The sequence below is a fragment of the Bartonella sp. AP88HLJMH genome (genome assembly GCF_042195605.1).
Taxonomy (GTDB): Bacteria; Pseudomonadota; Alphaproteobacteria; order Rhizobiales; family Rhizobiaceae; genus Bartonella.
Genome location: NZ_JBHIOR010000003.1, coordinates 26,016 through 43,116, shown reverse-complemented (window position 1 = coordinate 43,116; position 17,101 = coordinate 26,016). Strand labels below are relative to the sequence as shown.

Annotated in this window: 10 protein-coding genes; 5 read left to right on the top strand and 5 right to left on the bottom strand. The window is 39.7% G+C overall.

Going from position 1 to position 17,101, the window contains the following annotated elements; all coding sequences use genetic code 11:
- The 3 genes from atpA to ACFIMA_RS02195 form a co-directional block, all read right to left on the bottom strand.
- A complete protein-coding gene (gene atpA / locus ACFIMA_RS02205) occupies positions 1 to 1,536 on the bottom strand; it encodes a F0F1 ATP synthase subunit alpha (protein ID WP_273790513.1) in 1,536 nt (511 codons plus the stop codon).
- Positions 1,536 to 2,117, bottom strand: coding sequence for an ATP synthase F1 subunit delta (atpH, locus tag ACFIMA_RS02200; protein ID WP_375613174.1), 582 nt, complete (start codon positions 2,115 to 2,117; stop codon positions 1,536 to 1,538). Before atpH ends, atpA begins: the two co-directional genes overlap by 1 nt.
- Before the next feature lie 1,028 nt (positions 2,118 to 3,145).
- Positions 3,146 to 5,341 (bottom strand): primosomal protein N', encoded by a 2,196-nt coding sequence (locus tag ACFIMA_RS02195; RefSeq protein WP_375693054.1) that lies wholly within the window; start codon positions 5,339 to 5,341, stop codon positions 3,146 to 3,148.
- Between the two features lie 1,150 nt (positions 5,342 to 6,491).
- Here ACFIMA_RS02195 and fsa point away from each other — a divergent pair.
- The gene (gene fsa / locus ACFIMA_RS02190; RefSeq protein WP_375613172.1) at positions 6,492 to 7,145 is read left to right on the top strand and encodes a fructose-6-phosphate aldolase; all 654 of its coding nucleotides are present in this window, start codon (positions 6,492 to 6,494) and stop codon (positions 7,143 to 7,145) included.
- Here fsa and lptE read toward each other — a convergent pair.
- Positions 7,142 to 7,750 carry an LPS assembly lipoprotein LptE gene (gene lptE, locus ACFIMA_RS02185; protein WP_375671754.1) on the bottom strand — a complete coding sequence of 203 codons (609 nt, stop codon included), beginning with the start codon at positions 7,748 to 7,750 and terminating at the stop codon, positions 7,142 to 7,144. The two genes, fsa and lptE, sit on opposite strands and share 4 nt — an antisense overlap.
- Positions 7,737 to 10,379 carry a leucine--tRNA ligase gene (gene leuS / locus ACFIMA_RS02180; protein WP_375693095.1) on the bottom strand — a complete coding sequence of 881 codons (2,643 nt, stop codon included), beginning with the start codon at positions 10,377 to 10,379 and terminating at the stop codon, positions 7,737 to 7,739. Before leuS ends, lptE begins: the two co-directional genes overlap by 14 nt.
- 165 nt (positions 10,380 to 10,544) lie before the next feature.
- On the opposite strand from leuS, the gene ACFIMA_RS02175 reads away from it, so the two are divergent.
- From ACFIMA_RS02175 to ACFIMA_RS02160, 4 genes are all read left to right on the top strand, one after another.
- Positions 10,545 to 11,234 carry a YggS family pyridoxal phosphate-dependent enzyme gene (locus ACFIMA_RS02175; RefSeq protein WP_375693053.1) on the top strand — a complete coding sequence of 230 codons (690 nt, stop codon included), beginning with the start codon at positions 10,545 to 10,547 and terminating at the stop codon, positions 11,232 to 11,234.
- 1,782 nt (positions 11,235 to 13,016) lie between these two features.
- Complete coding sequence (gene acs / locus ACFIMA_RS02170) at positions 13,017 to 14,960, top strand: acetate--CoA ligase (protein WP_375693052.1); 1,944 nt, start codon at positions 13,017 to 13,019, stop codon at positions 14,958 to 14,960.
- A gap of 533 nt (positions 14,961 to 15,493) precedes the next feature.
- Positions 15,494 to 16,153, top strand: coding sequence for a cell division ATP-binding protein FtsE (gene ftsE / locus ACFIMA_RS02165; protein ID WP_273723097.1), 660 nt, complete (start codon positions 15,494 to 15,496; stop codon positions 16,151 to 16,153).
- Entirely contained in the window at positions 16,146 to 17,099 is a 954-nt protein-coding gene (locus tag ACFIMA_RS02160; RefSeq protein WP_375613168.1) for a cell division protein FtsX, read from the top strand. Before ftsE ends, ACFIMA_RS02160 begins: the two co-directional genes overlap by 8 nt.
- Positions 17,100 to 17,101 lie beyond the last annotated feature (2 nt).

Sequence of the window (17,101 nt, the reverse complement as noted above, 5' to 3'; positions counted from 1 at the left end):
TCACGAGAAATTTTTCGCATAAGTATCAAGAACAGTTATCAACTTATCTTTCAGCTCATCTGTTATTTGCTTTTGCTCAGCAATTGCCTTTAAGAGATCTTGATAATCACTACGCAACAGCACTAAAAGTCCCTGCTCAAACCGCGCAACATCAGAAACCGCCAAAGCATCAAGATAGCCATTCACACCCGCGAAAATAACCACCACCTGTTCTTCTGTTTTGAGTGGAGAAAATTGCGGCTGCTTCAACAGCTCTGTCAAACGCGCACCCCGATTTAACAGACGCTGGGTTGACGCATCCAAATCAGAGCCAAACTGCGCAAAAGCTGCCATTTCACGATATTGCGCCAATTCACCTTTAATCGAGCCAGCAACTTGCTTCATTGCCTTAATTTGTGCAGCAGAACCAACACGCGATACAGAAAGACCAACATTTACAGCAGGACGAATTCCTTGATAAAACAAATTAGTCTCTAGAAAAATTTGCCCATCAGTAATCGAAATCACATTTGTAGGAATATAGGCAGAAACATCATTTGCTTGCGTTTCAATAACTGGCAAAGCTGTCAACGACCCAGATCCATTTTCCGCATTCAACTTCGCAGCCCGCTCTAAAAGACGCGAGTGCAGATAGAAAACATCTCCCGGATAAGCTTCACGACCTGGAGGACGACGCAATAAAAGAGACATTTGACGATACGCCACCGCCTGTTTTGACAAGTCATCATAACCAATCAAAGCATGTTGCCCATTATCACGGAAATACTCACCCATAGCACACCCAGCAAGAGGTGCAATAAATTGCAGTGGTGCTGGATCAGAAGCAGTCGCTGCAACAATAATAGAATATTCCAGCGCTCCACGTTCTTCTAAAACTTTAACGAACTGTGCCACCGTCGAACGTTTTTGACCGATAGCCACATAAATACAATAAACTTTGTCTTGCTCTCGTCCAGCCCCTTTTTCATGAAAAGGTTTTTGGTTTAAAAATGTATCGAGCAAAATTGCTGTTTTTCCTGTTTGGCGATCACCAATCACCAATTCACGCTGCCCCCGTCCAATAGGGATGAGTGCGTCAATCGCTTTCAATCCGGTCGACATCGGTTCATGGACAGACTGACGCGGAATAATTCCAGGAGCCTTAACATCGACACGACGACGCTCTGTTGCTTTAATGGGACCCTTCCCATCGATAGGGTTTCCCAACGCATCAACCACACGCCCCAACAAAGCGGGACCCACAGGAACATCGACGATAGCGCCTAGCCGCTTTACACAATCACCTTCACGAATATCACGATCTGAGCCAAAAATGACCACACCAACATTATCAACTTCCAAATTGAGTGCCATACCACGCACACCGTTTGGAAAGGCGACCATTTCCCCTGCTTGGACATTATCCAAACCATAAACGCGAGCAATACCATCCCCTACAGAGAGAACCCAACCAATTTCTGAAACCTCAGCCTTTTGGTCAAAGTTTTTGATTTGCTCTTTTAGAATTTTTGAAATTTCAGATGGTCTAATATCCATCAGCTGACCTCTTTTTTCAATGCAAGCTTAAGTGAAGACAATTTTGTGAGAAGAGACGTATCAATTTGAGACGACCCCACACGAACGATTAATCCACCAAGAATTGTTGGATCCACAATGATGTGCAGCAAGACTTTTCCTCCAACAACACCTTCCAAAGCCTCACACAACTCTTGTCTTTGTTGAGAACTTAAAGGGCACGCAGAAACAATTTGCGCAGTAACCTGCCTACGAGCGCGTGCAACACAATGCTGAAAAGCACGTAAAATACCAAATACGGCACTAAGCCTACGATTTGTTGCAATAACACGTAAAAAATTACCAATGACCTGCCCTGCGTTTTTATCAGCAAATTTGATGTTTGCACAAACAGATTGCATTACCTTAATTTGCTCTTTAACTGAAAAGAATGGACTAAGCACAAAGCGTTTTAAATCCTTATGCTCCAAAACAAGCAAAAGATCCTCTACTGCCTTTTCAACCTTTTCAACGTTTCCGGCTTCTTGAACGCAATCAAAAAGCGCTTGCGCATAGCGTTGATCTACCAACGGCAGCGGTATGAGAGAAAATGAATCCGACACGAAATACCGCCTCTTTCCCTTGAGCGACTCTCTGATAGTTATCAGATGAAATGAAACAGACATTCTCAATCTTAAGAATCTTTTTCTTAAAACCTAGAACAAAAATCACTTGGTTTCTAGCATAGACATAGCCGACTCGCAACACCACAAATCGCTGCTTTTTAAAAATTTTAATAAAATATTCAAAATATTTTTGAAAAGCATTTTTTTTAGATATACAGGATGGCATCACAGTTTTTTTATGCCTCTTTTTGACATTCTCTGAGCGATTTTTTCACTCTCTTTGATTTTTCTTCAAATGCCCTTGCCACCATAATAAAACACTTCTTCTCCAAAAAACACTCCCTTTATCACCACAAGACCTTTAATGAGATGCAGCTGCGATTGAAAAAGTCTATTATTTCAAACTGATAAGAAAGAAAAAACAATGAATATCCTCCTAAAAATTAAAGAAAACATTGATCTTTTTTCTTCAAATACCCACTCCTTTTAAAAAATTTCACCAAGTAATATTTTCTTGTAAGCACACTCTTTAAATATACAAAACATTGATTTATAATGACAATATATCATTTTTCATACCGGATAAGCTTCAAATATCGACAAATTCTCTCTTTTCAAATTTTTTTATCAAAAACATGACCTTCATTAAGCCCACATAGCTTCACTTTATATATCACTATATTGCACTGATTTTAAAAAAAGCATAGATCGCTATCAATTTGAACTCGAATAGAATTGGATACTTTTGGTGTACAGCTAAGCATTTTCAGCCCTTATAAAAAGAATCCGCCTATCAAAAAGATACTGTCCCTCGTACAAAAAAGGAGTAAAAGCCGAAATGATAGTGCCCTCGAAGAAGAGAAGCGCTTCTGCTGGTTCTATAACAAAGATATTTTTTCCTGTGGCTCTACTTAATGCAATGGACATGTATCATATTTTGCTGCCTGGATGCTTATTCTGAATAATATAAGAATTCAAGTAAAGCACCTTAAGCAAAGAGACCTTCACTTTATGCGATACTGGTTTTAGAAAAAACTTTGCGGATCAATATCAATTTGAACCCGAACGGAACTGGGCATTTTGGGTGTACCGCTAAGCATTGCACGTATAAACCCTTGTATATCAAAAGAACGCTGTCCTTGCAGCAAAAGCCGAAAACGATAACGCCCCCGAACCAAAGCCAAAGGCGCTTCTGCTGGTCCCATAACCGAGATATTTTTTTCCCGTGGCGCTGCCTGACGCAATGCGCGCGCATAATGTTCTGCTGCTTGGCGCTGTTGTGCAGACACGATCAAAGAGGCAAGCCGCCCATAGGGAGGCAAATGATAATGCTGACGCGCTGCAATCTCACGTGTGTAAAAATCTTCTGGCTGGCATGCAAGTAAGGCTTTGATAACCGGATGATCTGGTTGATAAGTTTGCAATAATCCTAAACTTTTCAATCCCACACGCCCTGCTCTTCCGGTAACTTGAGAAAGCAGCTGATAGGTACGTTCACTTGCGCGTAAATCGCCATTGGCAAGACCAAGATCAGCATCAATAACACCAACCAGAGAGAGCTTGGGAAAATGATGTCCTTTAGCGACCAACTGTGTTCCAATAATAATGTCCACATCGCCATTTGCAATGGCTTGTAATTCGCTTCGCAACTTCCCAATCCCTCCTTTGAGATCTGTTGAAAGGATCAATGATCGCGCTTGAGGAAAAAGCATTTGTGTTTCTTCGGCAATTCTTTCCACACCCGGTCCACAAGCCACGAGATGATCTAATGTCCCGCATTCAGGACAGGCTTGAGGAAGTGGTTCATGATATCCACAATGATGACATTTCAGTTGCCCTTGCGCACGATGTTCGACCAACCAACTTGAACAATCGGTACAATGAAAACGATGTCCGCAAATTCGGCATAAAGTTAAAGGTGCATAACCACGACGATTAAGAAAAAGAAGAGCTTGTTCGCCCTTATCAAGCGTTTGTTTTAAAGCCCTTTCAAGAGCAAAGGAAATAAAGCGCCCCTTTTGCACCCCTCCTTGGCGCATATCAACCACCCGCAACTGTGGAAGTGCAGCTTCTTTAAAACGGGAAGGTAAATGCACCTTTTGATAACGCCCTTTTAAAACATTGGCTTGGCTTTCAATCGACGGTGTGGCTGAAGATAAAATAACAGGAAAATGCTCAAAAGAGCCCCGTGCAACAGCCATATCACGCGCATGATAAAAAATGCGCTCTTCTTGTTTATAAGCGCTATCGTGCTCTTCATCGACAACAATCAAGCCAAGCTCATGAAAGGGAAGAAAAAGTGCCGAACGAGCCCCCGCAACGACACGCACCCGCCCTTCTGCAACTTGTCGCCAGACGCGTTCTCTACGACGTGGCGTCAAATCAGAATGCCATTCTGCTGCCACAGCGCCAAAACGTGCATAAAAACGATCTAAAAACTGCTGTGTTAAAGCAATTTCCGGCAATAAAATTAAAACCTGCTTGCCCCCTTTGAAAGCTTGAGCGACCGCTTCAAAATAAACTTCTGTCTTTCCTGATCCCGTAACACCATCAAGCAAAAAAACTTGAAACTGAGAAGATAAAACACCTTCCCGCAATAATGTTGCTGCTTCACTTTGCGCTCCCTGCAACTGAGGGGGACAAAAATCAGGATCAGGCATTGCCACAAGATCAGGAGCAGGAACTATAACATCTTCAAAAACCCCTAACGCTTTTAAACCTTCAACAACAGAAACCGAAGTTCCAGCCGCATGTGCCAGACCAGAACGTGTCCATATCTTCTCATTACGCACCAATTCCAAAATCCGTGATCGCGCTGGTGTGAGACGTTCTACATTTCCACCACAATATCGCAAACCCAGCATCTGCGCTTCCGGCTCTAAAGCAGCCGGTACCGACAAAACCAATCGTGCTACAAGACCAAAAGGCGCCATTGTATAGCGACTAACAAAACGCAAAAATGTGATCATTTCTGCTTTTAATGGGGGACAATCAAAAACATGAAGAAGAAAGCGTAATTTTTCACGCGCCACCGAAGCAGACTTTTGCCCATCGGCTATCTTCTCTCCAACATCTACAACAAAACCGCAAAGCTCACGCCCCATCAACGGAACCCGAACAAAGGAACCAACGTTCACCTCCATAGAAGATGGAACTTTATAACTATAAGCGTGAGCAACAGGAAGAGAAACCAATACGGATACAATCTTTTCCTCTATCATGTTTGAATTCATCTTTTAAACCAATCTACGACCTATTGAGCACCAACAGGCCTAAACCTTAATCTTTAAACACTCTTATAAAATTCATTGCAGGATTCAATCCCCCCGATTACAACACTTTTCTAACAAAAATTCTTTTTAATACTCATTTCATCACCAAAGTGCCAGTAAAAGAACCAATCTCATCGTCTATAACAAAAAACTCTATAGCAAAAAAACCTGCGCCATTCTTCTGTGTAAATAAAGCGCATCACTATTAAGCATTCAACATGCTATCGGTTAAGTGCATCCTTCAACAAAGCGATCCCATAGTGTGACCTCTTCCCAACACACACGTTTATTTTTTTACCGCCTCATATCTCAATTTATCTTCAACAAACTGATTTATAAAGATATAATCATCATTTTACCTATTGTAATAAAACCCTCAATACGATGAATTTTTCTCATTTCAACCCCATCGAGGAACATTTGTAAATCCTTATTGATGAAAGAGTATCCCATGATTTTAATTATAGGGAGAATAATATTGCAAATGGAGCCGTTACAATATTCACCTTGGCTTTGTGCCAAAACGTGAAAACACGTGTATACATCTTTCAGCTTGATTGAGAATCAAGCAACAATACAAGCAGCACAAAAGCGTATTGTTGAAGAATGGAGAACACAGAATAAATCAATGTAATTGACCATAAAAAAACCCTTCATGCGTAAAATTTTACAGGCGTTCTTCAACAGTGTTTTACGACAAAATAAATCCATCCGCTTTCATCAAAAACAAAGTTAAACATACCCCCTAAAAAAGGAAGGTATCTTATGATGCACTCTCAAATATCAAGAGCAATCGCAAATAGGAAATGAGCAAAGTGTTTGATAATGCTAGCTTATTTCCATAAATATAAAAACACCGCTACGCAAAGATGCCAATACGCAAAAATGTTGGTACGCAATGAATTCTATACCTTATCACGAGTAACACTATGAAATGGGTGTGGAAACGATAAATCATATTTCTTTACCGAAAACGGGTACATGATTAACACCATAGCATTCTTGTTCTTTACACAGATATTAATTCTTTCTCTTGCTTTTGCAGTCAACAATAGCGCATAACAAAAAATAGGATAAAGCTAAAAAGAAGAGGTTAGAGATGAAATTTTTTGTGGATAGCGCCAATATTGAAGAAATTCAAGAGTTACAGAATTTAAGCCTTGTTGATGGTGTTACCACCAATCCCTCTCTTATCCTAAAATCAGGACGCAATATTCTTGATGTTACAAAAGAAATTTGTGCTCTCGTTAGCGGACCTGTTTCTGCTGAAGTTGCAGCAACGGAATTTGAAAGCATCATGAAAGAAGCAGCTGTTTTAGCAAAGATTGCCGACAATATTTGTATCAAGCTTCCTTTAACACTCGATGGATTAAAAGCCTGTAAAGCCCTCACAGCAGCAGGACTAAAAACAAATCTCACACTTTGTTTTTCTGCCAATCAAGCCTTATTAGCCGCCAAAGCAGGTGCAACATTCGTTTCACCTTTTATTGGTAGACTTGATGATTGTGGAAATGATGGAAGTGAACTGCTTCATGAAATTCGCACAATTTATGATAACTATAACTTTGAAACACAAATCCTAGCCGCTTCAATCCGCACCGTTAATCATGTCAAAGAAGCAGCACTAAGCGGTGCTGACATTGCAACAGTTCCACCAGCAATCTTAAAAGCACTGGTCAAACACCCTCTCACCGACAAAGGGTTGCAAATATTCCTCGACGACTGGAAAAAAACAGGACAAAATATTGCTTAATATCTAGAATTTTTATTGGAAAGATCTTTTGAAAGTAACAAAAAGATCTGTTCAGCCAACTCTTCCGCAACACGTTTTTTTGCATCTTCTTCTGCTTGCAGCGTTGCATATTCTTGACGAAGTCGCTCAAAAGATGCATTCATCATTGCTGTTCCTTTTGCAACAAGAGTATTTTTCATATCCTGCAAAGTGTAAGAAGCTCTGCTCATAACAGTTCCAACAGAAGGTCGTCCCTTTCTCTTTTTCTCGAAATCAACCTCTATCTGCATAGATTCTCTTGTAAAGACGGATATCTGTAATGCCAATTGATAAGCAGGTAGAGAAGGTTTAGCACCATTTCCATACAAAAGAAAAAGCAGATGGTTGCGCACCATTTGACCAAAACGATCCGAAGGTTCTTCCACAACAATAGAAGCAAGCTTTTGCGCTAATCCCAAAGAAGCTTGTCCAGAAGGGTATCCAGAAGCAGAATTCCCATAAGAAGCAGAATCCATTGTCATTGCACTCTGCAACTCTTGACGGTAAAGCGGTTTAACTTTGCATCCACACAACAGTGTGAATACACCAGCTAAAATGACAAGAATAGAACTTCTAAAAAACGACATTCACAATCCTTTTTGGAACAACAATGATTTTTTTCACAGGCTTTTCAACCAGCTGCGCCTTTACAAAATCTAACGCCAAAACCGCTTCTTTAATCATCACCTCATCAGCAGTTGCTGCAACGCTCACCTCACCGCGTTTTTTACCATTAATTTGTACTGGCAAAGTATAGCATTCCGCAACGGTTAACGTAGGATCATAAATAGGCCAAGCAAGCGCAGATATTAAATTTTTTCCCCCTAAAGCAGCATGACATTCTTCTGCTAAATGGGGCATCATGGGTGCAATCATAGCAAGAAAAAAATCCATGGCTTGACGTAAAGAAGCTTTCATTTCATCGTCAACACTTTCTATCCTATTTAACCACGGTGCCATAATATTCAAGAATTCATAAAGGCGTGCAATAGCCCGATTAAAAGCGAATTTTTCCAAATCATCTTCTACAGCGCAAAGCGTGCGATGTGCGACCTTTGAGAGTTCCAAAGCCGCTCCCTGATGCCCTGCACAAGGCGCCACATCCTTTAAAATAGAAGCACTCACAGCCACATGGCGCCAAACACGCTGTACAAAGCGATGTGCACCTTCAACACCAGATTCTGTCCAAATGACATCCCGCTCGGGAGGAGAATCTGACAACACAAACCAACGCACAGTATCAGCGCCATAAGATGCAATAATATCATCAGGATCAACGACATTCTTTTTTGATTTTGACATTTTCTCAATCAAACCAATCGTCACTTCACTTTGATCGGTTAATTTATAAGCACACCGCTTTCCATCTTTTTCAACAATCGAAATTTCTGCTGGAGAAACCCACCCTTTATCATCTCGATAGGTTTCATGCACCACCATACCTTGGGTAAAAAGCCCCTTAAAAGGCTCATCTACCGTCACATGACCGACCAATTTCATAGCACGCATAAAAAAGCGTGCATAAAGAAGATGCAAAATGGCATGCTCAATTCCACCAATATATTGTTGCACAGGCAACCATTCAGCTGTTGCTTGTTTGTCAACAGGTCCCTGCGCAAAAGGAGCCGTAAAGCGTGCATAATACCAAGAAGAGTCAACAAATGTATCCATGGTATCGGTTTCGCGTTTGGCAGGTTGACCACAGGAAGGACAAGTAACATTCTGCCATGTTTCATGTCGTGCAAGAGGATTTCCTGGTTGATCAAAAGTAACATCATCAGGCAACACAACCGGTAAATTGGCACGTGGAACAGGAACAACCCCACAAGTTGTACAATGGATCATCGGAATGGGGCACCCCCAATAACGTTGACGCGAAATCCCCCAATCACGCAAACGAAATTGCACTGTTTTCTTCCCTTGCGGTTGCCCATTGAGCATTTGTTTTTCAAGCTTTTTAGCAGCTTCTTCAAAAGCTTGTCGGGGTGTCAAACCATCCAAAAAACTAGAATTGATCATCACCCCATCACCCGTATAAGGTGTTTCAGGTGTGACAAAATCTTCTGCTTGCTCTCCTTTTGGTAAAACCACCGGTTTTATTGGAAGATCATATTTACGCGCAAAATCGAAATCTCTCTGATCATGAGCTGGACAACCAAAAACAACCCCTGTTCCATAGTCCATAAGCACAAAATTCGCGATATAAACGGGAATATGTACTGTTGAATCGAAAGGATGAACAGCCAAAAGGGGCGTGAGAAACCCTTGTTTTTCAGCTGTTTCAAGTGCTGCCGTTGTCGTTCCACCACACCGACAATTTTCAATAAAAGCACTCAACGCTTTGTCTTTTTTTACCAAAGCTTGTGCAATAGGATGATCAACAGACAGAGCCAAAAAGGAGGCACCAAACAGTGTATCAGGACGCGTTGAATAACAAACAACCTCATCAAATTTCTCACAAACATCACCAGCATCACCCGCCGACTTTAAAGCCCAACGAATCAGCAAACCTTGTGATTTTCCAATCCAGTTTTTTTGCATGGTGCGAACTTTTTCCGGCCATTGGTTCAGCTCTTCAAGCCCTGCCAAGAGATCTTCACTAAAGTCGCTAATTTTGAAAAACCACTGCGTCAACTCACGTTGTTCAACCAACGCACCAGAACGCCATCCCCGCCCATCAACAACCTGTTCATTGGCCAAAACAGTATGATCAACAGGATCCCAATTCACCTTAGCCACTTTACGTGCTACCAACCCCTTTTGATAGAAATCAAGGAACAACATTTGTTGTCGGTGGTAATATTCCTCATCACAAGTCGCAAATTCCCGAGTCCAATCTATCGAGAGCCCTAATTGTTTTAATTGCCCACGCATCACCGCAATATTTTGATAGGTCCAAGTTTTAGGGTGCACTTTATTTTGCATAGCGGCATTTTCAGCCGGCATCCCAAAAGCATCCCACCCCATGGGATGAAGCACATTAAACCCCTTGGCGCGTTTATAGCGTGCAACCACATCCCCCATGGCATAATTGCGCACATGCCCCATGTGAATACGGCCAGAAGGATAAGGAAACATTTCTAAAACATAATATTTTTCACGAGCATCTTCTTGAAGAGTCTGAAAAATTTTCTTTTCATCCCAAATTTCTTGCCATTTTTTTTCTCTCGCACGTGGATTATAGCGTTCGCCTATATTATAATGTCCAATTGTCATTCCCATTATACTCTTTTAATAAAACAGAACCAAAAACTTGTTTTATTATGCTTGACCATGGATTAACCTCATCGTCAACATTTTCGTGAAATATTTCCCTAAGTATTTTATAAAACTTTAAAAAAAACGACCAACTCTTGAACAAAAAAGGTAAAGCACAAAAACATGAATACACAAACGCCCCTCGATGCCCCTTCCATTGAAGCATGGCAAAACCTTCAAAAAGACATTGCTGAAACATGTCAAGAGTTACAACGCCCTGTAGAAGAAATTGAACTTATCGCTGTTTCAAAAACTGTTTCTGCTATTGATATACGACCCCTTTTGCAAGCAGGCCAATCTTTATTTGCAGAAAACCGCGTACAAGAAGCAGCACAAAAATGGCCTGCTTTACGTCAACAATTTGAAAATATTAAACTCCATCTCATCGGTCCCCTACAATCAAATAAAGCCGCTGAAGCTGTCAAAATTTTTGATGTTATTCAAACGGTTGATCGTGAAAAAATAGCCAAAGTTTTGATGGAAGAAATGCAAAAGCAAAAAAAGAATCTCCCCTGCTATGTTCAAGTCAACATTGGGTTAGAACCGCAAAAAAGTGGTGTTGCACCCCAAGAAGTGATCCCTTTTGTTTCTCAATGCAAAAACAACTATGGACTCGATATCATCGGACTTATGGGCATCCCCCCTGTCGACGAAAACCCCGGTCCCTATTTCGCTCTTCTAGCAAAATTAGCAAAACAAGCAGGTCTTCCAAAGCTTTCCATGGGTATGTCCAGTGATTTCAAAACCGCTCTACAGTTTGGCTCTAATGTCCTTCGCATTGGCTCCGCTTTATTTGGAAAACGCCCTGTGTAAAGCAATTTCCCCTCATATAAATCTATTCCCCCTTCAATAAATTCCCATTGAAGATTCTACGAACAAGCCAAAAACAGCAGAAATGAGAAAAATATTTCCTTCAATCTCAATAAAGGAGCAATTCTAGCAAAAAAGATTCCAGTCCCTCTTTCATCCTGTTAGCAAAATAAGCAAAAAAGCTGGTCTTCTCAAATTTCTCACCGGCACATCCACAACACGTACAATAGCTTCAAAATAGCATTACAATTTGGCTCTCATATTCTCGCATATTGGCTCTACTTTACTCCCCTCTGAACGCCTCTCCAGCAAAAGCAACATAAAAAATAAATCCTTATATAAAAGCAAAATAATAAGAGGGGCGTTGAGCATGAATGAAAAAACTGTCGCAAAATCACTAATAGCAAAAGAATATTGAATACGATTATCGCAATGATTTTCATTGAAAATCACGCATTCTCTTAACTTCTCCAACATGCGTAAACAATTTCCCCACATACCAATGGCATAAAGCAGACAAAAAGAGGTTTATGGTTGCATAATACAGTAACAAAACTCTTTCATGTAAGTCACTTGAGCAAAATAAACATCTCAAATACCCAATAGAGCACCAAGAGCCGCGCTAAACAACATGCTAGCAATCTATAAGATCAACGATAGCATAGAGGCTTTCCATGCTCTACAAAGCATAACATACGGTCAATATTCGCCTGAAAAATAAAAGAACGAATCCCATGCATGTGCGCATAATACATGCAAGAAAAACAATGGCAATGAGACCGATTTCAATAACGATATTTCTTTATCTTTCTCGTAAACAAAGAGAAAAACTTCAACTTTTCATATGCGCAATTTTTCTGATTTTAAACTTTAATTAAGAAAAACCATGGGGTATTTCTTATATTTTAAAATATTATAAATAATATTATTATCTTTTTAAGAAAAAAATTAATATATACATAACATATATATGATTTATATAGTATTTTTATTTCCATTTTTAAAATTTATCTTTGACAATGATCTAAAATACGTAATAACCATTTGAAATGTATCATTGTGATACTACTTTTAATGTGGATAATTAAGGAGAATTAATATGTTTGGTTCATTCAACACATTCGGTCATATGGCGACAAAGATATCTCTGAAGTTAAATAATTTTGTAAGTATATTTGTAAGAATATACCAAAATTAAATATCTACATCTGTGCATAAAATAATTTTCAGAGATATCTATTGTGGATCACATCTTATAATCAGGATTTTTTTATAATGAATATTTGTTATGAAATCGTAAGAATGTTTTGTATTCTCATTGTCTTTATCCCTATATATGCTATTGGTTTTTAAAAGTGGTAGTTACAGTTGGAAAGTAAATATAAAATAAACTTTATATACAGTAATTCTTTTCATTATTTCTGATATTTTGGTTTAATTAATTATTAATAAACTTATTCTTTTTTAAATAAGGGAATACAAAATAAAAAACATTTAAAGCGATAATCAATAAAGCACCTTCATCTCCCTTTTTATATGATATTTTTTAGTGCCTTTGTGCGTTTATAAAAAGCTCTATACCGCAATAGTCTTTGCCATATTTGAATATCCTAAAAGCATAAAATACCTTTTTAAGAAAAACGTATCAGATTTAAAAATTGACTATTCTAATCTTTGTCATTTAGTCTAACCTCATAATGAAAAGCTTTTGGGAAAACTCTGCCACAAATATAACCATACAAAAATACAGAGGCAGATTTTTCCAAACAATAAAAAGAGGGAAACATGACTGAAAAAATTTATCCAATATCAGAAGAGATCAAAAAAAATACTTTACTCGATGAGGAAACTTATCAACAATGGTATCGAGAAAGCATCAATGATCCAGAAAGCTTCTGGGCCAAACATGGTCAACGCATTGAATGGTTTAAACCTTTTACAAAAGTAAAAAACACTTCTTTTAACGGAGATGTCTCCATTCAATGGTACGAAGATGGGATAACAAATGTTACCTATAATTGCATTGATCGCCACCTGAAAACCCATGGAGACAAAATCGCGCTCATTTGGGAAGGAGATAATCCTTATCATGATAAAAAAATAACCTATAACGAGCTTTATGAACATGTTTGTCGTTTTGCTAATCTTTTGAAAAGTCGTGGCATTAAGAAAGGCGATAAAGTAACCATTTATCTTCCTATGATTCCCGAAGCAGCCTATGCTATGCTTGCTTGTGCTCGCATTGGAGCCATTCATTCGGTTATTTTTGCAGGCTTTTCTGCTGAAGCAATAGCAGGACGCCTTGTTGACTGTGAATCAACCTTTATGATTACCGCTGATCACGGCTTGCGTGGCGGCAAACGGATCAACTTAAAAGACAATGTTGATCATGCTATTGAGATAGCAGCACGCCAAAACGTGCATGTGGACCAAGTCATGGTTATACGGCGGACTTGTGGACCCATTCAATGGGTAGAGGGGCGTGATTTTTGGTACCACGAAGAGATAGCTCATGCCAAAACAGCTTGTCCAGCAGAACCCATGAATGCTGAAGATCCGCTTTTTATTCTTTATACTTCAGGCTCCACCGGCAAACCTAAAGGTGTTTTGCATACCACAGCAGGCTATCTTGTTTTTGCCTCGATGACTCACCAATATGTTTTTGATTACCACCCCGATGAAGTTTACTGGTGTACGGCTGATATTGGTTGGATAACCGGCCATTCTTACTTGGTTTATGGACCTTTATGTAATGGTGCGACCACTTTAATGTTTGAAGGCACACCAACCTTTCCTGACAAAGGCAGATTCTGGGAAATTGTCGACAAGCATCAAGTCAATACACTCTACACCGCACCAACAGCTATCCGCGCCTTAATGGGAGCAGGAAATTCGTTTGTTGAACACTCAGACAGAACATCGTTGCGTCTTTTAGGCACAGTAGGAGAACCTATTAACCCAGAAGCATGGGAATGGTTTTATCATATAATTGGAAATGACCGTTGTCCGATTCTCGATACATGGTGGCAAACGGAAACAGGAGGGCATATGATCACACCCTTGCCTGGTGCAACCCCCCTCAAAGCAGGATCGGCCACACGTCCTTTCTTTGGTGTTCAACCCCAAATTGTTGATGCCCAAGGCAATGTTTTAGAAGGTGAAGCAGAAGGCACTCTTTGTATCAGTGATTCATGGCCCGGACAAATGCGCACACTTTATAAAGATCATGAACGCTTTATTCAAACTTATTTTTCCTCCTATAAAGGAAAATATTTTTCAGGCGATAGCTGTAGGCGCGATAGCGACGGTTATTATTGGATCACAGGACGGGTTGATGACATTCTCAATGTCTCGGGGCACAGGTTAGGAACCGCTGAAATTGAATCAGCTCTTGTTTCTCATCCCGCTGTATCAGAAGCAGCTATTGTGGGTTACCCGCATCCCATTAAAGGACAAGGAATTTATAGTTTTGTGACTCTCATGGAAGGAACAGCGCCAAGTGAAGAATTGCAAAAAGACCTTATCAAGCATGTGAGACAAGAAATAGGCTCTATTGCCATATTGGATAAAATTCAGTTTGCTCCGCAGCTTCCCAAAACGCGATCAGGGAAAATTATGAGACGTATTTTACGAAAAATCGCTGAAAACGATTTTGATACTCTCGGAGATATTTCAACTCTTGCCGAACCACAAGTTGTTGAAGATCTGATTGCCAACCGACAAAACTAAAAAACACGACGAAATACAACATACGGTGGTTTTTGTTTTTTGCTAAAATTATCTCAGCATTATTACGAAAACCACCGAGGATAATAAAAAACAAAACAATTCATGAAAAGCTCAATCATTCTAACAACAAACGCTTTTCTTCATGAGAGGTAAGAAATAATTTAAGCCAAAACCTCAGGATTGGGATACGAACAAGAATAAGAAAGTAAGATAAAAAGAGCAACATAGCTTTTTAAAATCACCCAATGTCCACTCAGTGCAAAAAAAGCTTCTGAGTAAGAAGGAAAAATAGTTCTGATGTTTATGCTAGAATCCCTTTGAAATTCCTGCTAAAATCATAAATAAGGCTAAAAAAAGAAAGTATAAGTGATAATATTCTTGAGCAAAAATATTTATCTATAACGAGGGTGTATAAAAAATATTGAAAACCATGAAATCTAAAATAAACAAGCTTACAACAAAAATCTAAAGCAATGAAAGTAAGAGTTTTTAGAATAAATGATGCAATATAAAATCAGGAGTAATAATAAAAAGTGATTCATTTTGAAAATGTCGGCCTACGCTATGGAATGGGCCCTGAGGTCCTTCGTGATATTAGCTTTCATATTCCTCCTGGATCATTTCAATTTCTCACAGGTGCCTCTGGAGCAGGGAAAACGTCGCTGATGCGTCTTATGTTTTTGGCACTCAAACCCACCCGCGGTCATATTGATCTCTTTGGAACAGACACAGCATTACTCAAACGACAAGAGCTCCCTGCGCTGCGACAACGTATCGGGGTGGTTTTTCAAGATTTTCGTTTACTCGACCACATGACCACTTATGAAAATGTCTCCTTACCTTTACGCATTAAAGGACAAGAAGAAGCAACCTATCGCAGTGAAGTGGAAGATCTTCTCTGTTGGGTAGGTCTTGGAGATCATATTCATGTTTTACCACCGGTTCTTTCCGGTGGGGAAAAACAAAGGGTAGCCATTGCACGCGCACTCATTGATCAACCTGAAATTCTACTTGCCGATGAACCCACCGGAAATGTCGATCCGCCCTTGGCAAAACGCCTCCTCCGTTTGTTTATTGAATTAAACCGTTTTGGAACGGCTGTTATCATTGCCACCCATGATATTGCCTTAATGGAACAAGTTGCAGCACGGCGTATGCTTCTCCATAACGGACGGATGACGATTCATGAATAAATCTTTCCCCATTTTTACAAGCAATAAAAAAAATACAACAGCGATTATTCCCAGTGGTAATATTTCTGGAAAAGCATTAGTTGCCGTGATTGCTATTATGACATTTCTTTCAAGCCTCACCTTAATCGGTGTTGATTTGGTCCAACGTGCCGCCCAAAATTGGAGTAATCAGATTAGCTATGAAGCAACAATACAAATACGCCCCATTGACAATGTTGATATCAACAAAGCACTCCGTGATGCCGTACAATTGGTTAAAACATTTTCTGGTGTACAAGATGCAAAAATTGTTGACCAAAAAGCTACAGAAAAGTTACTGGAGCCATGGCTTGGAACAGGCTTCAATGTCAATGAACTACCCCTTCCCCGCCTCATCATTGTGACCCTGAATGGGGATGAAAAAATCAATTTTGCAGCCATTAATCACGCCATTAAAACCCAAATTCCAGGAGGTCAATTTGATGATCACCGTGTTTGGGTTCATCGTTTTGCGACCATGGCACACACCACTGTTTTCATTGGTTTTTCAATTTTAGCATTGGTTTTAGGCTCTCTTATCCTCACCATCATTTTTGCCACCCGCAATGCATTGGCAGAAAATACACATATTATCAATGTCTTATATTTCCTTGGTACTGAAACTCTTTTCATTGCTCGCCAATTTGACTGGCATTTTTTTAAAACTGCGCTGCGTGGTGCTTTATATGGTGGTCTCACAAGCATATTTCTATTTTCAGCCTTTTGTCTCTGGACGAATTATAACTTGGGAAGAGTAGAAGCTAGCCAAGTAACAGCTTTGTTTGGACATCTTTCCATAAGTTCCATCCCCTACGGAAAAATCATTTTTCTTATTATTTTCGTTTCTTTTCTTACCACCCTTACAAACCGCATGACTATTTTAGCGCAACTGAAAAAAATTGATCAATGTGAAAACGGTTTATTTTAATT